Origin of the sequence: Allobosea sp. (assembly GCF_017308015.1) — a bacterium.
Lineage (GTDB): Bacteria > Pseudomonadota > Alphaproteobacteria > Rhizobiales > Beijerinckiaceae > Allobosea.
Map to the genome: position 1 here is coordinate 111029 of NZ_JAFKFW010000010.1, position 16280 is coordinate 127308.

Annotated in this window: 14 protein-coding genes and 1 other RNA gene; 6 read left to right on the top strand and 9 right to left on the bottom strand. The window is 66.8% G+C overall.

Going from position 1 to position 16280, the window contains the following annotated elements; all coding sequences use genetic code 11:
• Positions 1–14 precede the first annotated feature (14 nt).
• On the bottom strand, positions 15–530 hold the full coding sequence (gene ruvC, locus J0I42_RS10955; protein WP_291654856.1) for a crossover junction endodeoxyribonuclease RuvC: 516 nt from the start codon (positions 528–530) through the stop codon (positions 15–17).
• Between the two features lie 163 nt (positions 531–693).
• Between ruvC and J0I42_RS10960 the strand changes: the two genes are divergently transcribed.
• On the top strand, positions 694–1473 hold the full coding sequence (locus tag J0I42_RS10960) for a sulfite exporter TauE/SafE family protein (protein ID WP_291654857.1): 780 nt from the start codon (positions 694–696) through the stop codon (positions 1471–1473).
• Between the two features lie 128 nt (positions 1474–1601).
• Here the strand turns inward: J0I42_RS10960 and J0I42_RS10965 are convergent, their stop codons facing one another.
• From J0I42_RS10965 to ssrS, 4 genes are all read right to left on the bottom strand, one after another.
• Positions 1602–2348: a YebC/PmpR family DNA-binding transcriptional regulator gene (locus J0I42_RS10965; RefSeq protein ID WP_291654858.1), complete on the bottom strand. Its 747-nt coding sequence runs from the start codon at positions 2346–2348 to the stop codon at positions 1602–1604.
• 106 nt (positions 2349–2454) lie between these two features.
• Positions 2455–3279 (bottom strand): TIGR00282 family metallophosphoesterase, encoded by an 825-nt coding sequence (locus J0I42_RS10970; RefSeq protein ID WP_291654859.1) that lies wholly within the window; start codon positions 3277–3279, stop codon positions 2455–2457.
• 55 nt (positions 3280–3334) lie between these two features.
• Positions 3335–3919: a 5-formyltetrahydrofolate cyclo-ligase gene (locus J0I42_RS10975; protein WP_291654860.1), complete on the bottom strand. Its 585-nt coding sequence runs from the start codon at positions 3917–3919 to the stop codon at positions 3335–3337.
• A 6-nt stretch (positions 3920–3925) separates the two neighbouring features.
• Positions 3926–4083, bottom strand: a non-coding RNA gene (gene ssrS, locus J0I42_RS10980) — 6S RNA.
• Between the two features lie 178 nt (positions 4084–4261).
• Here ssrS and ybgF point away from each other — a divergent pair.
• From ybgF to glmM, 4 genes are all read left to right on the top strand, one after another.
• Positions 4262–5203: a tol-pal system protein YbgF gene (gene ybgF / locus J0I42_RS10985; protein WP_291654861.1), complete on the top strand. Its 942-nt coding sequence runs from the start codon at positions 4262–4264 to the stop codon at positions 5201–5203.
• Positions 5200–6255: a tRNA lysidine(34) synthetase TilS gene (tilS, locus tag J0I42_RS10990; protein WP_291654862.1), complete on the top strand. Its 1056-nt coding sequence runs from the start codon at positions 5200–5202 to the stop codon at positions 6253–6255. The genes ybgF and tilS overlap by 4 nt, the downstream gene beginning before the upstream one ends.
• A gap of 111 nt (positions 6256–6366) precedes the next feature.
• Positions 6367–8292 (top strand): ATP-dependent zinc metalloprotease FtsH, encoded by a 1926-nt coding sequence (gene ftsH / locus J0I42_RS10995; RefSeq protein WP_291654863.1) that lies wholly within the window; start codon positions 6367–6369, stop codon positions 8290–8292.
• Between the two features lie 161 nt (positions 8293–8453).
• Positions 8454–9797, top strand: a complete 1344-nt coding sequence (gene glmM / locus J0I42_RS11000) for a phosphoglucosamine mutase (RefSeq protein WP_291654864.1) — start codon at positions 8454–8456, stop codon at positions 9795–9797.
• An 87-nt stretch (positions 9798–9884) separates the two neighbouring features.
• Here the strand turns inward: glmM and J0I42_RS11005 are convergent, their stop codons facing one another.
• Positions 9885–10652 (bottom strand): SDR family NAD(P)-dependent oxidoreductase, encoded by a 768-nt coding sequence (locus J0I42_RS11005; protein WP_291654865.1) that lies wholly within the window; start codon positions 10650–10652, stop codon positions 9885–9887.
• A gap of 131 nt (positions 10653–10783) precedes the next feature.
• Between J0I42_RS11005 and J0I42_RS11010 the strand changes: the two genes are divergently transcribed.
• A complete protein-coding gene (locus J0I42_RS11010) occupies positions 10784–11821 on the top strand; it encodes an L-idonate 5-dehydrogenase (RefSeq protein WP_291654866.1) in 1038 nt (345 codons plus the stop codon).
• 12 nt (positions 11822–11833) lie between these two features.
• Here the strand turns inward: J0I42_RS11010 and J0I42_RS11015 are convergent, their stop codons facing one another.
• From J0I42_RS11015 to J0I42_RS11025, 3 genes are all read right to left on the bottom strand, one after another.
• Positions 11834–13594: a sensor domain-containing diguanylate cyclase gene (locus tag J0I42_RS11015; protein WP_291654867.1), complete on the bottom strand. Its 1761-nt coding sequence runs from the start codon at positions 13592–13594 to the stop codon at positions 11834–11836.
• 184 nt (positions 13595–13778) lie between these two features.
• Positions 13779–15452: a formate--tetrahydrofolate ligase gene (locus J0I42_RS11020; protein WP_291654868.1), complete on the bottom strand. Its 1674-nt coding sequence runs from the start codon at positions 15450–15452 to the stop codon at positions 13779–13781.
• Positions 15453–15585: 133 nt separating this feature from the next.
• Complete coding sequence (locus tag J0I42_RS11025; RefSeq protein WP_291654869.1) at positions 15586–16272, bottom strand: glutathione S-transferase family protein; 687 nt, start codon at positions 16270–16272, stop codon at positions 15586–15588.
• Between the last annotated feature and the right edge of the window lie 8 nt (positions 16273–16280).

Genomic DNA, 16280 nt, shown 5'->3' on the forward strand with positions numbered 1-16280 from the left:
CCCGGCCGTCTTCATCAACCCGCCGCGCGCATCTGCGCGACCAGAGCCTTCATGCCGCGATGCTGGGCATGGCAGATCGCGACGGCGAGCGCGTCCGCAGCGTCGGCAGAACTCGTCTCGGCCTTGGGCAGGAGGACCCGGATCATCGCCTGGATCTGTTTCTTGTCGGCATGGCCGACGCCGACCACGGTCTTCTTGACGAGGTTGGCGGCGTACTCCGCGACATCGAGCCCGGCGAGCGCCGGCACGACCAGCGCGATGCCGCGGGCCTGGCCGAGCTTCAGCGCCGATTGCGGGTCGCGGTTGATGAAGGTCTCCTCGACGGCGGCCTCATGCGGGCGATGCGCCGCAAGGACCTTGTTCAGGCCTTCATGCAGTTGCCGCAGGCGCTGGCCGAGCGGCAGCGCGCCATCGCTCTCGACGCAGCCGCAGGCGACGAAGGAGAGCTTGCTCCCTTCCGAGAGCACGATGCCCCAGCCGGTTTTGCGGAGGCCGGGGTCGATGCCGAGGATGCGAATCGGGGGTGCCATGACGAGCCCAACCTAACGGATGTTTCGGATTTGTCCCGCGCCGAGACGAGCCTCGGCGGGCGGCGGGATGAATTCCGCTGATCCATGACATCAAAAAGCAAAGTTGTTCTTGCCGCGGGCCCGCGGGCATGGTTGGCCTCGCTTTTGTCCTTGTACTGGCTTCATGTCCTCGACCCTGTCTTCCTTCATGCCGGGCCTCAACGCTGACGGCATCGCCGTCCTGCTGGCCGCAACATTGTTCGGTGGCCTGGTCCGTGGCTTTACCGGCTTCGGCTTCGCCATGGTGTTCATGCCGCTGGCCTCGGTCATCCTCGGGCCGGTCGCGGCGCTCGGCCTGATCTGGTTCATCGACCTGCCCTTCGCGCTGCCGATCGCGGCGCGCAGCGCCAAGACGGCGGAATGGCGCGAAATCCTGCCGCTGCTGCTGACCGCGACGCTCGCCCTGCCTGCCGGAATCTGGCTGCTGATCTGGCTCGATCGCGAGACGATGCGCTGGGTGCTGGCCCTGCTCGTGCTCTTTGCCGTGGCGTTGATGGCGTCCGGCTGGCGCTACCACGGGCGTCCGACGGTGCCGCTCTCGCTCGGCGTCGGTGCGCTGTCGGGACTGTTCAACGGCATGGCTTCGATCGGCGGCATGCCGCTCGCGGTATTCTGGCTCGGCGCCCAGCGCAACGACCGGCACAAGACGCGGGCCAATATGCAGGCCTTCTTCGGCGTCTCGACGCTGATCAGCGGCATGGTGCTGTGGTGGAAGGGAATTCTCACCGTTGGAGCGTTGCTGATGGCGGTGCCGCTCTTCGCGATCTACGGCGTAGGCCTCTGGGCCGGGACGCATGGCTTTCGACTGGCGTCGGAGGATACGTTCCGGCGTGGAGCCTATCTGGTGATCTTCCTGAGCGCGCTGATCAGCCTGCCGCTCTGGGACGTGGTGATCGGGCGGTAGCGTAAGGCTCCTGTCGCCACGCTCGCCCTTGTGGCGAGCGCCCATGTTCTTGAACACGACTTTCGACCCGCGAAGTCGTGGATGGTCGAGACAAGCCCGACCATGACATGGGACGCGGTGGCGCTGCCTCAGGCGCTGAGCTTCGCCATGATGTCGTCGGCGATCTCGAAATTGGCGAAGACGTTCTGGACGTCGTCGTCGTTGTCGAGGGCCTCCATCAACCGCATCATCGAACCGGCCTTCTCCTCGTCGAGCGGGGCGGTCGTGGTCGGACGCCAAACGGGCTTCGCCGAGGCCGGGGCGCCGAGCGAGGCTTCGAGCGCCTTGGAGACCTCGTTCAGCGCGTCGAATGCGCAGAGGATGGTGTGGCCGTTCTCGTCCGAAATCACGTCGTCGGCACCGGCTTCGATCGCGGCTTCCATCAGCTTGTCGGCATCGCCCGCCTCAGGCGGATAGCTGATCTCGCCGACACGGTTGAACATGAAGGAGACGGAGTTGCTTTCGCCCAGCGCGCCGCCGGCCTTGGTGAAGTAGGAGCGCACGGCGGAGGCGGTGCGGTTGCGATTGTCGGTCAGCGCCTCGACGATGACGGCGGCGCCGCCCGGGCCATAACCCTCGTAGCGGACCTCGTCGTAGTTCTCGCCTTCGCCGCCGGCCGCCTTGTTGATGGCGCGCTGGATGTTGTCCTTCGGCATGTTCTCGGCACGCGCGGCGAGCACAGCCATGCGCAGGCGCGGGTTCATGTTGATGTCGGGCATGCCCATCTTGGCGGCGACTGTGATTTCGCGGGCCAGTTTCGAGAACAGCTTGGAGCGCACCGCGTCCTGCTTGCCCTTGCGGTGCATGATGTTCTTGAACTGGGAATGGCCGGCCATGGGGACTCGTTACCTTCTTACGAGGGTTGCGGCGAAACATGCTGGAAGCCGGGCCTTATAGGCGCCGCCGCCCGCTTCCTGCAAGACGGGGGAGGGCAGGCTTCCGTCAGGACACCCAGGCCGTCGGGACCGCTTCGCTGAGATGCGGGCCGATCCGTACGGCCCAGACCGCCCTGGCCAGACCAGTGGAGTCGTCGATATCGACCGCGACGCCCGACAGCGTGCCTTCGCCGGTTGCCGGTTCCAGCCTTGCGCCCGGCACCTTCTGCAGGAAGCGGCGTATCGGCTCGTCCTTCTGCATGCCGAGGACGGAATCGTAGTCGCCGCACATGCCGGCATCGGATTGATAGGCCGTGCCGGCCGGCAGGATGCGGGTGTCCGAAGTCGGCGCATGGGTATGCGTGCCGACGACGAGGCTGGCGCGCCCATCGAGGAAATAGCCCATGGCCTGCTTCTCGCTGGTCGCTTCGGCATGGACATCGACGATGACGGCATCCGCCACTTCGCCGAGGGGGCAGGCGGAGAGTTCGCGCTCGACCGCCGCGAAGGGGTCGTCGAGCGCGTCCATGAACAGCCGCCCCATGACGTTGACGACGAGGACGCGGGCGCCGTTGCGGGCCTCGATCACGGTCGCGCCCCGGCCGGGCGTTCCGGGCGGATAATTGGCCGGGCGGATCAGTCGATCCTGCCGGGCGATGAAGACGAGCGCCTCGCGCTGGTCCCAGGAATGGTTGCCCAGCGTGACGACATCGGCGCCTGCCGCGAGAATCTCGTCGCAGATCGCCTCGGTGATGCCGAAGCCGCCGGCGGAGTTCTCGCCGTTGATGACGACGCAGTCGAGTTTCCAGGCCTCGCGCAGGGCGGGCAGCCGCTCCTGAACCGCAATCCGGCCGGGGCGGCCGACGATGTCACCGAGGAAGAGAAGACGCATGAAACAGACTCGAAAACCGTGAAGGCTTTCTCCCTCGCTCGAAGGCGCGCGGGAATCAACCGCAACGAATGGCTTCGTGCTCGGTCACGATCCAGTCGAGGCGCCGGTCATGCGGCTCGTCCGGCACCGCCCCGATCTCCTGTGCAGCATAGCCGATGCCGATGCTGACGGTCGGGCCGGGTTCGCCGAGAGCGCGGTCGTAATAGCCCTTGCCGTAGCCGATGCGGTAGCCGCGCCGGTCGAAGGCGGCGAGCGGTACGAGCAGGATAGCGGGATTCAGTTCCGGCTGATCGGGCGCGGGAACCAGCGTGCCGAAGCCGCCGGGCACGATCGGCTCATAGGGCGCCCAGCGCCGGAAGATCATGCGCTTCTCGACGATCGCCGGCAGGCAGAGCGGCAGGCCGCGCTCATGCAGGGTTTCGAGGATGGGGCGGGGATCGGCTTCCGAGCGCATCGGCCAATAGGCCGAGACCGGGCCGGCGCTGCCTTTCCAGACGGGCAGGGCAAGCGTGCGCGCGGCGATCTCGGCGTCCCATTCCAGCCTGTTGTCGAGGTCGAGCGCGTCGCGACGGGCCAGCGCCTCCGCGCGCAGGGCCGCCTTGAGCGGGGAGGGCGGAGCGTGCGTGCCGGACGTCGTCATAAGGGCTGCGGAGCCACCTCGGCCGTGGAGTTTTGAATCCCGGGACACCTACTAAAGTAGGTGGGCGCCGTGTGTCCGGCTCCGATGGAACCGGTCAGGGACAGCTCCCTAGGGAGTCGTATGGGCCCGGGGAATGCTGTCTCTCACGCACCAGGCAGCCCCGCTTCGCCAATGTAAGGAAGCCGCCGGCAAAGCGCCAGAGGTCTTTGCGGGGCCGATGCGAATTCCTCGGCCGCAGGCGCGCCCGGTGTTCAGACCGGCCATGTACCCGTTCATATTTTGGCCGTGGTGCGCTGATGGTATAGAGACAGCGCGCGACATGTACGGAAACCGGTTTCAGCGATGCTTCGTTCTCTTCTAGCCCGCCATCTCTCCCGCCCGGGGCTGGCTGCGCTGGCGATCTCCGCCGCGCTTGCCGGCAACGCCGTGCCGGCCTCGGCGCAGGACGCGGCCGATCTGCTGGTGCGCACCACCCGGCTCGAGAACCAGTTGCGCCAGATGTCCGGCCAGATCGAGCAGCTTCAGTTCGAGAATCGGCGACTCTCCGAGCAGCTCCGGAAGTTCCAGGAGGATGTCGATTTCCGCCTGAACGAAAAGGGCGGTGGGCGCTCGGGCGCTGCTGCTCCCGGCCCGGCGGGCGTGCCCCCTGCCGGCGGGACGCCGCAGCGGCATCGCCGCAGCGATGCCTTCGACCCAGCCACGCAGCAGGGCGCGGCCGGCGCGCCGCAGCAGCTCGGCGGCGGCGGCGCGCTCGCCGGCATCATCGAGGACGACTACGCCGGCGGCCCTGCGACCGGCCAGCCGCTCGATCTGCAGGGCGTCGGGCGCCCCGTGCCCCAAGGCGGGTTGCCGCAGGACAGGCCGCGTGGCGCGAGCGTGGCCGCGGCGAGCGGCCCGCAGACGGCGAAAGAGGCCTATGACCTGGCCTTTGCCTCGCTCCAGCGCAAGGAATACGAGCAGGCCGAGATGGGCTTTCGTCAGTTCCTGCAGAGCTACCCGCGCGACCGGCTGGCGGTCGATGCGACCTACTGGCTCGGCGAGAGCTACTTGCAGCGGCAGCGCTACCGCGAGGCGGCCGAGCAGTTCCTGAAGGTCTCGCAGGGCTCGCCGAAAGCCGCCAAGGTGCCGGAGAGCCTGCTCAAGCTCGGCATGTCCCTCAACGGGCTCGGCGCCAAGGAACAGGCCTGCGCAACCTATGCAAAGGTCGGCGTCGACTATCCCTCCGCCTCCAATTCCGTGCGCCAGGGCATCGCCCGCGAACGCCGCCGCTCCGGCTGCGCTTGAGCGCGGCCCCGATCGCCACGCATTCCGCGCCGGTCTCGCTCGCCGAGGCCGGTGCTGCTTTTCAGGGGCTGTCGCAGGAGACGGGCCTGCTGGTCGCGGTCTCCGGCGGGCCGGATTCGATTGCGCTGCTGGCACTTCTTGCCGCCTGGACGCAGTTGCCCGGCAGGCCGCCCCTTCATGCCGCGACGGTCGATCACGGCCTGCGCCCGGAATCGGCCGATGAAGCTGTCGCCGTGGCGCGCCTCTGCGCGAAGCTCGGAATCGGCCATGCGACCCTGCGTTGGGAGGGCCTGAAGCCGGCAAGCGCTGTCCAGGCGGAGGCACGACGCGCCCGTTATGCCTTGCTGGCGAACGAGGCGAGGCGGCTCGGCGGCGCGACGCTGGTTACGGCTCATACGCTCGACGACCAGGCCGAGACCTTGCTGATGCGGCTCGCCCATGGTTCCGGCCCGTCGGGGCTCGCCGGAATGCGGCGATGGAGCAAGGTCAACGGCATCCCGCTCGTCCGGCCGCTGCTCGGCATTTCCAAGGCGCGGCTCATTGCGACGGCTGAGGCACGCGGGCTGCCCTTCGTGCACGATCCCAGCAATAGCGATCCGCGCTTCGAGCGCGTGCGCTGGCGGGAGGCGATGCCGGTTCTGGCGGAGCGGGGGCTGACGGCGGAGCGGCTCGGCCGGCTGGCGGAGCGGATGGCCCGGCTGGACGAATCCGCCGCGCAGAGGGCTCGCGAGGTGCTGTCGGGGGCGCTTCTGCCGGATGGGTCCGAAGAAAATGGCTTGCGCCTGCGCTTTTCCATGCTGGTTCCGGAGCCCGAGGAGATCGTGCTGCGCGTCCTCGCCCTGGTGCTCGAGGCAGTCGTGCCGGGTGGCGATGCTCATGGCCGGCTGGAACGGCTGGAATCCTGCAGCGTGGCTCTCACGGACGCCGCCCGGGCCGGTCTCGCCTTGCGCCGCACCCTGGCCGGCAGTGTCCTCACGCTCGGCCGCGACGGCGTGCTGACGCTGCAGATGGAGCCGCCGCGCAGACGCGGTGTTCACCCTTCGGCGTCATAGTGCCGCCACGTCATTGCTTTCCCTTGGCAAGGGCGCGTGCGACACCTAAATTGATCATCGGGAAACTCTAGGCCTCGCCCGGCAATTCCGGGAGGCCCGATCGGACTGGGAATGAATCCGAATTTTCGCAATTTTGCCCTCTGGGTGGTGATCTTCCTGCTCGTTCTGGCGCTGGTCACCCTGTTCCAGAGCCCGAGCCAGCGCGCGAGCACCAATGAAATCCCCTACAGCCAGCTGATCAACGAGGCCGAGGCCGGGCGCGTATCGAACGTCGTCGTCGCCGGCCAGGAGATTTCCGGCTCGTTCTCGGATGGTCGCAGCTTCGTGACCTATGCGCCCTATGGCGACCCGAACCTCCTGAAGACCATGGCTCAGAAGGGCGTGCAGGTCTCCGCCAAGGCGCCTTCGGAAGGCACGCCCTGGTTCATGGCGCTTCTCGTCAACTCGCTACCCTTCGTCATCTTCATCGGCCTGTGGATCTTCATGTCCCGCCAGATGCAGAACGGCGCCGGCCGAGCGATGGGCTTCGGCAAGTCCAAGGCCAAACTCCTGACCGAGGCACATGGACGCGTCACCTTCGAGGATGTCGCGGGCATCGACGAGGCCAAGGAAGACCTGCAGGAGATCGTCGAATTCCTGCGCGACCCGCAGAAGTTCCAGCGGCTGGGTGGGCGCATCCCGCGCGGCGTGCTGCTCGTCGGCCCTCCCGGCACCGGTAAGACGCTGACGGCGCGCGCCGTCGCGGGCGAGGCCAATGTGCCGTTCTTCACCATCTCGGGCTCCGACTTCGTCGAGATGTTCGTCGGCGTCGGCGCGAGCCGCGTGCGCGACATGTTCGAGCAGGCCAAGAAGAACGCGCCCTGCATCATCTTCATCGATGAGATCGACGCGGTCGGTCGTCATCGCGGCGCCGGCCTCGGCGGCGGCAATGACGAGCGCGAGCAGACGCTGAACCAGCTTCTCGTCGAGATGGACGGCTTCGAGCCGAACGAAGGCGTGATCATCATCGCCGCGACCAACCGTCCCGACGTGCTCGACCCCGCGCTGCTGCGTCCGGGCCGCTTCGACCGCCAGATCGTCGTCCCGAACCCGGATGTCGCCGGTCGTGAGAAGATCCTGCGCGTCCATGTCCGCAAGGTGCCGATGGCGCCGGATGTCGACCTCAAGGTGCTCGCCCGTGGCACGCCCGGCTTCTCGGGCGCCGACCTGATGAACCTCGTCAACGAGGCGGCGCTGCTGGCGGCGCGGCGCGGCAAGCGCATGGTCACCCATGCCGAGTTCGAGGACGCCAAGGACAAGGTCATGATGGGCGCCGAGCGCAAATCCATGGCGATGTCCGAGGAGGAGAAGAAGCTGACCGCCTATCACGAGGCTGGTCACGCCATCGTCGGCCTCTATGTCCCGGCCGGCATTCCCGTCCACAAGGCGACGATCATCCCGCGCGGCCGCGCGCTCGGCATGGTCAAGTTCCTGCCGGAGGGCGACCGCTATTCGATGAAGTTCAAGGAGTTCACCTCGCAGCTCGCGGTCGCCATGGGCGGGCGCGTCGCCGAGGAGATCACCTTCGGCCGCGAGAACGTCACCTCGGGCGCTACCGGCGATATCCAGCAGGCGACCAAGATGGCCAAGGCCATGGTCACGCAGATGGGCTATTCGGACGAGCTCGGCATGGTCGCCTATGGCGACAACCAGGAAGAGGTTTTCCTGGGTATGTCGATGGGCCGCAGCCAGTCGCTCTCGGAGGCGACCGCGCAGAAGATCGATGCCGAGGTGAAGCGCCTCGTCGACGAGGGCTATGCCGACGCCAAGAAGATCCTCACCGATCACCATGACGAGTTTGTCGCGGTTGCCGAGGCGCTGCTCGAGTTCGAGACGCTGACGGGCGAGGAAATCCGCGATCTGATCGCTGGCAAGCGTCCCTCGCGCGATCTTGACGACACGCCGCACGCCCCGCGCGGCTCGGCCGTGCCGAGCGCCGGCAAGGGCCGCAAGCGCGACGAGCCGGATGCCGGCATGGAGCCGCAGCCGCAGGCGTGAGGCGGACCGGATGGACTACGAAAGGGCGGCCTCGCGGCCGCCCTTTTTCGTTTGCGCGAAGACGATGTCATGTACCGTCACAATTTGTGAGAAGGCGGAAAGGTTTTTTGGCTATAGAACGCCCGAAACGGGCGCTATCCGCCTCTCGGAACCGAAACACGATGACGCGCAAATATTTTGGAACGGACGGCATTCGCGGGCGGGCGAACGGCGTCATCACGCCGGACCTTGCCCTGAAGGTCGGCCAGGCCACCGGCCTCGCCTTCCGCCGCGGCGACCACCGCCACCGGGTCGTGATCGGCAAGGATACCCGTCTTTCCGGCTACATGATCGAATATGCGATGGTCGCGGGCTTCACCTCGGTCGGCATGGACGTGATGCTGCTCGGCCCGATACCGACGCCGGGGGTGGCGATGCTCGCACGCTCGATGCGCGCCGATCTCGGCGTGATGATCTCCGCCTCGCACAACGCCTATGAGGATAACGGCATCAAGCTGTTCGGCCCCGACGGCTACAAGCTTAACGACGAGGTCGAGCGCGAGATCGAGGAGCTGATCGACGGTGACCTGTCGCCCCGGCTTTCCGCTTCGCCGAAGCTCGGCCGGGCCAAGCGCATCGACAGCGCCGATGCGCGCTATGTCGAGTTCGCCAAGCGCACCATGCCGCGCAACATGAGCCTCGAAGGGCTGCGCATCGTGCTCGATTGCGCCAACGGCGCCGGCTACAAGGTGGCGCCGCAGGCGCTCTGGGAGCTGGGCGCCGAGGTCATCGTCATTGGCGACGAGCCGGATGGTTTCAACATCAACCGCGATGTCGGTTCGACCCATCCGTCGACGCTGGTAGCGAAGGTCAAGGAGTTGCGGGCCGATGTCGGCATCGCGCTCGACGGCGACGCCGACCGCGTGCTGGTGGTCGACGAGCAGGGACAGATCGTCGACGGCGACCAGCTCATGGCCGTGATCGCACGCTCCTGGCTGGAAGATGGCCGGCTCTCGGCGCCGGGCATCGTCGCGACGATCATGTCCAATCTCGGGCTGGAGCGCTATCTTGCCGGCTTGGGTCTGTCGCTCGCTCGCACGGCCGTCGGCGATCGCTATGTGCTGGAGCACATGCGCAATCACGGCTTCAACCTCGGCGGTGAGCAGTCCGGCCACATCATCCTCTCGGATTTCGGCACGACCGGCGACGGTCTCGTCGCGGCGCTGCAACTGCTCGCCGTTGTCAAGCGGATGGACAGGCCTGTCTCCGAGGTCTGCCACTGCTTCGAGCCGCTGCCGCAGATCCTCAAGAACGTCCGCTACCAGAAGGGGCGTCCGCTGGAGGAGAAGCCTGTGGTCAGCGCGATTGAAGCGGCGAAGCTGCTTCTCGGCGAGAGCGGACGCCTGGTCATTCGCCCCTCCGGCACGGAGCCGGTGATCCGCGTCATGGCCGAGGGCGACGACCGTGATCTGGTCGAGCGCGTGGTCGACGATGTCGTCGAGGCGGTGACGAAGGCCGCGGCCTGAAGCAGATCGAGGGATAACGGTTCGGGCGTCATTCCGGGCTCCGGCCTTCGGCCTGCCCGGAATGACGCCCCCGTTCCTGCAGGCCGCTCACACTACCGAGGTCAACCCGCCATCGACCATCAGCAGGTGGCCGTTGACGTAGTCCGAGGCGGCCGATGACAGGAAGATCGCAGCGCCCGCCAGTTCCCTGGTCTCGCCCCAGCGCCCGGCCGGCGTACGGCTGCAGACCCAGTTCGAGAAGGCCTCGTCGGCGATGAGTGCCGCGTTGATCTCTGTCGCGAAATAGCCGGGGCCGATGGCATTGGCCTGGATGTTGTGCTTTCCGAGTTCGGCGGCGAGGCCCCGCGTCATCATCTTCACCGCGCCCTTGGATGCCGTGTAGGGGATGATGGTGGCGCGGCCGAGTTCGCTCATCACCGAGCCGATGCTGATGATCTTGCCGCGCTTGCGCGGGACCATGCGCTTCGTGACAGCCTGGGTGACGTAGAACACCGAATGCAGGTTGGTGTTGATCACCTCGTGCCAGCCCTCGACCGGGAATTCGGTGATCGGCGCCCGCTTCTGCATGCCGGCATTGTTGATCAGGATGTCGATCGGGCCGATCTCGGCCTCGATCATGGCGACGCCGGCCTCGACCGCCGCGTGATCGGTGACATCGAAAGGGGCGATCGAAGCCTTGCGGCCGGCTGCTTTCAGCGCCTGCTGCGCGCGTTCGAGCTTGGCCTTGTCGCGCCCGTTCAGCACGACATGAGCGCCTGCATCGGACAGCCCCTCGGCAAGGGCGAGGCCGATACCCTGGCCCGAGCCGGTGACAAGCGCGATCTTGCCGGCGAGACTGAACAGCGACAGCGACATGGCATATCCTCGCAAAATGCCGGATGCGGCGATTTCGGTTTGCGCCCGGGGCGCTACCTTGGGTAAGCAGGTTTCAATCGATTAGACAACGATCCTGCGCGCCTGTCGCGCGGCGAATTCGGGAGCGTGCCATGCGTGCCGTCGTCATCCATGCCGAGAAGGATCTGCGGGTCGAGCCGACGACCGCGCCTACGCTCGGGCCGCACGACGTGCGCGTGCGGATCGAGGCCGGCGGTATCTGCGGCTCGGACCTGCACTACTACCTGCATGGCGGCTTCGGCACGATCCGCGTGCGCGAGCCGATGATCCTCGGCCACGAGATCGCGGGCCGGGTCGAGGCGATCGGCGGCGCGGTTTCGCGGGTGAAGCCGGGCGACCGCGTCGCGGTCAACCCCAGCCGAGCTTGCGGTCATTGCCGCTATTGCCAAATGGGTTTGCAGCAGCACTGCACGGACATGCTGTTCTACGGCTCGGCAATGCGCTTCCCGCATGTGCAGGGTGGCTTCCGCGACGTGCTCGTCGTCGAGGAGCGGCAGGCGGTGAAGGTGGCGCCGCGCGTCACGGCGGCCGAAGCCGCCTTCGCCGAACCGCTTTCGGTCTGCCTCCATGCGGCCAAGCGGGCCGGGCCGCTGCTCGGCAAGCGCGTGCTGGTGACGGGAGCCGGACCGATCGGCGCGCTCACCATTCTCGCGGCCAAGGCGGCAGGTGCTTCCGAGATCGTCGCGACCGACGTGGTGGATGGGCCGCTGCCGGTCGCGCGCAAGATGGGCGCGACGGGGACAGTCAATGTCGCGGCAGAGCCCGAGCGGCTCAAGGCCGAGTACGGCGCGGAGAAGGGCGTCTTCGACGTTATGTTCGAGGCTTCGGGCAACCAGCATGCGCTGACGGGCGCTTTCGACGTGGTCCGGCCCGGCGGCGTCATCGTCCAGATCGGCGTCGGCGGCCAGTTCACGCTGCCGATGAACGTCGTTGTTGCCAAGGAATTCGACCTGCGCGGCTCCTTTCGCTTTCACGAGGAATTCGACTGGGCGGTGGCGATGATCGGTTCGGGCAATATCGATCTCTCGCCGTTGCTGACGGCGTCGATTCCGGTCGACCGGGCGGTTGAAGCCTTCGATCTCGCCGCCGACAAGTCGAAGGCGATCAAGGTCCAGCTTGACTTCGCCTGAGTCGCGATTGCGTCAGCCCGCGTTGCGACGGCGCAGCGGCAGCTCCTCCAGCGGGCTGACCGCGAAGCCGCTGCGGCCGTTGCGCTTGGCGAGATAGAGCGCCTCGTCGGCCCTGCTGGCGGCTTCGGTCAGCGTGTCCTCCGGTTCCAGCAAGGTCGCGCCGATGCTGGTGCTGACGAAGACGGGTGCGCCGCCGTCGAGGATGACGGGGCGTTCCGCGGCGGCGGTCACGATTGCCGCAGCGATGGCCGACAATCCGTCGCGGTCGATATCGTCCAGCAGCAGGATGAACTCGTCCCCGCCCCAGCGGGCGCAGATGTCGCGGTCGCGCAACTGCGCTGTCATCCGCCGGGCAAGCTCGGCGATGACCTCGTCGCCGCTCTGGTGGCCATGGCGGTCGTTCAGCGGCTTGAGATTGTCGAGATCGACCAGCAGCAGGCCTGCCTGATGCCCGGTGCGTCCGGCACGGCTTCTGCTGTTCGCAAAGGCTCGTTCAAAGCCACGGCGGTTGAACACGCCGGTCAGCGGGTCGGCATGGGCGAGCCGTTCGAGCTGCTCGGTCCGCTCGCGCACGGCTTCCTCGAGCCGGGTGGTGTTTTCCTCGATGCTGCGCGCCATCGTGCCGAAGGCCTGCGACAGCCGGCCGATCTCGTCGCGGCCGGCATCGATCGCGACGGCGCGGAATTCGCGGGCGCGAACATGGCTCGCGGCATGCTCGACGCGGGCCAGCCGGTCGAGCACCGCGCGCTTGAACAGCACGGTCATCAGGGCCGCAGCCGCCAGCAGCACCGCGCCGAACAGCAGGCCGAGCGGCAGGAACAGGCTCCTGTCGATGATGCGGTCGATATCCATCACGGTGACGTTGAACCAGCCGAGGCGGTCGAGATAGCCGACGCCGACGAGCACGCGCTTGCCGTCGACCGTCATGAATCGTGACTGCACGAGATCGTCGCCGGCTCCGACGCGGGCGATCATCTGGCCGAGCAGGCTGCGGTCCGGATCGTTGTCGACGAGCTGGTATATGGTCTTCTTGGAGGAGATGTCCTTGGTCAGGCTGTGGAAATCGACAAGGCTGGCGTCGCGATGGGCCTGCACCGCACCGCTGCGGTCGACGAACATGCTCTGGACGCCGGTCTGAGGGATGTCGACCACCTCGCGGATGAACTGCGTGAGGTCGAGCCCTGTACCGATGATGCCCAGCACGCGGCTATCCTTGCGGATGATGCAGTTGATCCAGACCTTGGTGACGCGGAGATTGTCGTCATTGTCGACATTGAGATGGCAGCCGGAACCGAGCGCAGCCGTCTTGTAGTACCAGCCGTCGCGCGGGTTGCCGGCCGAAAGGGTGTAGCGCTTGCGGTCGTGCTCGTAGCTGTTGTCCTTGTCGTTGAAGTAGTAATTCCCTGATCCAGCGAGCACGGTGAAATAGCTGCGGTCCCGGAAGGACTGGCGGTAATGTTCCAGCTCGGCCAAGCCGCGCTCGGCTTTCGCTGGGTCGTTCTCGTTCTCGGCCCAGTCGACGATCGCGGGCGCGCGGGCCACGGTCTCGGCCAGCGAAACTTCCCGCATCAACGCTTCGAGGCCGCGGTAGCGGTCGAACAGGATCTGCTTCTCGGCGACGAGCGTGCCGAGCTTCACCACGGTCGCGTCGACGAGCCAGAGGAAGGCGGCGCCGGCCGGAATCGCGATCGCTACCAGGATCGCGAATGTCCAGCCCATGACGCGGGCTTTCAAGCTGTGGGTGCGGGGCAGACCGGTTCCGGCCTGAATCATCGGGTCGGCTTCCTTGCGGGATGGCGCAAGGTAGAGGCCGATCCGTTGCGTAAGCTTTAAGAAACCGGTTGAAGGGCCGGCTGTATTCCGCCTGGGTCTGGCTGCCGTCCCGTGCGCGCTGCGGCGTGAAACGCCGCTGCGCAGATCCGGGATCCGGTGACGACCTTCAGAACAATAGTAGCCGTCAGAACAAGCCTTCGATGCGCCCCTGTGCGTCGATATGGATGCGCTCGGCGGCGGGCTCGCGCGGCAGGCCCGGCATGGTCATGATGTCCCCGCAGATCGCCACGACAAAGCCGGCGCCGGCCGAAAGCCGGAGTTCACGCAACGGTACGGTGTGGCCGGAGGGTGCGCCGCGCAAGGTCGGGTCGGCTGAGAAGGAATACTGGGTCTTGGCGACGCAGACCGGCAGATTGCCGAAGCCGGCCTCTTCCAGTTCGGCAAAACGGGCCTGCAGTTTGGCGTCGATGGCGACGCGCTCGGCACCATAAATCTCGCGCGCGATTGTCTCCAGCTTCTGCCGCAGCGGCATCGCATCAGGGTAGAGCGGGGCAAAATCGGCCTCGCCCTCGTCAGCGAGCGCGGCGACCTTGTGGGCGAGCTCTTCGGTGCCGGCGCCGCCCTCGGCCCAGTGCCGGCAGATCACCGCCTCGACGCCGAGATGATTGCGACAATAGTTGCGGATCAATTCGTGCTCGGCGGCGGTGTCGGTGGTGAAATTGTTGATCGCCACGATCGGCGGGACTCCGAACTTCCGGAGATTGTTGACGTGACGCGTCAGGTTGGAGAGCCCGGCCTCCAGCGCTTTCAGGTCCTCGCGGCCAAGCGCGTCCTTGGCGAGGCCGCCATGCATCTTGAGGGCGCGCACTGTCGCGACGACGACGGCGGCGGCGGGCTTTAAGCCCGCCTTGCGGCATTTGATGTCGAAGAATTTCTCGGCGCCGAGATCGGCCCCGAACCCGGCCTCGGTGACGACGTAATCGGCGAGCTTCAGCGCGGCCTTCGTCGCGATCACCGAATTGCAGCCATGGGCGATATTGGCGAAGGGGCCGCCATGAACGAAGGCCGGTGTGCCCTCCAGCGTCTGCACGAGGTTCGGCATCAGCGCGTCCTTGAGCAGAACGCTCATCGCGCCGGTGGCCTTGATGTCTGCGGCGGTGACGAGGCGCTTGTCACGCGTCCGGCCGATGACGATGCGGCCGAGCCGGGCCTCCAGATCGGCGGCATCGCGGGCCAGGCAGAAGATCGCCATGATCTCGGAGGCGACGGTGATGTCAAAGCCGTCCTCGCGCGGGAAGCCATTGCTGGCGCCGCCGAGCGAGGAGACGATCTGGCGCAGCGCCCGGTCATTCATGTCCATCACACGGCGCCAGGCGACATGGCGGGTGTCGAGGCCGAGGCCGTTGCCCCAGTAGACATGGTTGTCGATCAGCGCCGCCAGCAGGTTATGGGCGCTGGTGATGGCGTGGAAATCGCCGGTGAAATGCAGGTTGATCTGCTCCATCGGTACGACCTGGGCGTAGCCGCCGCCGGCAGCACCGCCCTTCATGCCGAAGCTCGGGCCCAGCGATGGTTCGCGCAGCGCGACCATCGCGCGCTTGCCGATGCGGGAGAGCCCGTCGCCGAGACCCACCGTGGTCGTGGTCTTGCCTTCGCCGGCGGGGGTCGGGCTGATCGCGGTGACGAGGATGAGCTTGCCGTCCGGCTTCGCCTGGAAACCGGGGATCGCATGGGTATCGATCTTGGCGATGTACTTGCCGTAGGGGTTCAGGGCCTCGGAGGGGATGCCCGCCTTTGCGGCGATCGTGGCGATAGGCTGCAGCGTGGCAACGCGCGCGATCTCGATATCGGTCGGCATTCGTCCTCTCGGAGGCTGTTCCTGCCCGCGTCTCCCGAGCGCGGGATCATGTCGACACTGGCCCGAAAACCCTGCGGCGGCCAGCGCTATTGCCGGCGGGACAGGCATGATGCACAGGCGGCGCGGGCCGCGATCAGCCTGCGAGATGCGCGTTCTGCGGGAACAGGAATTTTCGCGCCTCGGCGTCGAAATCCGTCTTGAAGGCGAACTGATCCTTCAGCGCGACAGCGCGTTGCGCTGCGGGGCGCGCCGAGATCTCGTCGAGATGGCGCTTCACATGCGGGAACATCTCCGGCCAGACCTCGCCGACGGCGAAGGAGAGCCGCGTCGCCCAGCCCCAGATCGACATGTCGACCAGCGTGTAGCGATCGCCGAGCATGTAGCGTCGGTCTGCAAGCAGGTCGTTGACGATGCCCCAGTGCCGCTCGGCCTCGCGGGCATAGCGGTTGATGGCATAGGGCAGCTTCTCCGGGGCGAAGCGGCTGAAATGCACGGCCTGGCCGCAATAGGGGCCGATACCGGTCGCGACGAACATCAGCCAGGAGAGCATCTCGCCGCGCGCCTTCGGCGTGTCCTCCGGCAGGAATTTCCCGGTTTTCTCGGCGAGATAGAGCAGGATCGCGCTGGAGTCGAAGACGGTGACGTCGCCATCGGTCAGGGCAGGCGTCTTGGCGTTGGGATTGATGGCGAGAAATTCCGGCTTGAACTGGTCGCCCTTGCGGGTGTCGACCGGGACCATTTCGTAGGGCAGGCCCGCTTCCTCCAGGAAGAGCGCGATCTTCGCCGGGTTCGGCGAGGGGTGGTAGTAGAGCTTGATCATCGGGTCTC

Excerpts from the sequence above, each read along its gene's own strand:
- ruvC (WP_291654856.1), bottom strand. The coding sequence starts at position 530 with ATGGCACCCCCGATTCGCATCCTCGGCATCGACCCCGGCCTCCGCAAA.
- J0I42_RS10960 (WP_291654857.1), top strand. The coding sequence starts at position 694 with ATGTCCTCGACCCTGTCTTCCTTCATGCCGGGCCTCAACGCTGACGGC.
- J0I42_RS10965 (WP_291654858.1), bottom strand. The coding sequence starts at position 2,348 with ATGGCCGGCCATTCCCAGTTCAAGAACATCATGCACCGCAAGGGCAAG.
- J0I42_RS10970 (WP_291654859.1), bottom strand. The coding sequence starts at position 3,279 with ATGCGTCTTCTCTTCCTCGGTGACATCGTCGGCCGCCCCGGCCGGATT.
- J0I42_RS10975 (WP_291654860.1), bottom strand. The coding sequence starts at position 3,919 with ATGACGACGTCCGGCACGCACGCTCCGCCCTCCCCGCTCAAGGCGGCC.
- ybgF (WP_291654861.1), top strand. The coding sequence starts at position 4,262 with ATGCTTCGTTCTCTTCTAGCCCGCCATCTCTCCCGCCCGGGGCTGGCT.
- ftsH (WP_291654863.1), top strand. The coding sequence starts at position 6,367 with ATGAATCCGAATTTTCGCAATTTTGCCCTCTGGGTGGTGATCTTCCTG.
- glmM (WP_291654864.1), top strand. The coding sequence starts at position 8,454 with ATGACGCGCAAATATTTTGGAACGGACGGCATTCGCGGGCGGGCGAAC.
- J0I42_RS11005 (WP_291654865.1), bottom strand. The coding sequence starts at position 10,652 with ATGTCGCTGTCGCTGTTCAGTCTCGCCGGCAAGATCGCGCTTGTCACC.
- J0I42_RS11010 (WP_291654866.1), top strand. The coding sequence starts at position 10,784 with ATGCGTGCCGTCGTCATCCATGCCGAGAAGGATCTGCGGGTCGAGCCG.
- J0I42_RS11015 (WP_291654867.1), bottom strand. The coding sequence starts at position 13,594 with ATGATTCAGGCCGGAACCGGTCTGCCCCGCACCCACAGCTTGAAAGCC.
- J0I42_RS11020 (WP_291654868.1), bottom strand. The coding sequence starts at position 15,452 with ATGCCGACCGATATCGAGATCGCGCGCGTTGCCACGCTGCAGCCTATC.
- J0I42_RS11025 (WP_291654869.1), bottom strand. The coding sequence starts at position 16,272 with ATGATCAAGCTCTACTACCACCCCTCGCCGAACCCGGCGAAGATCGCG.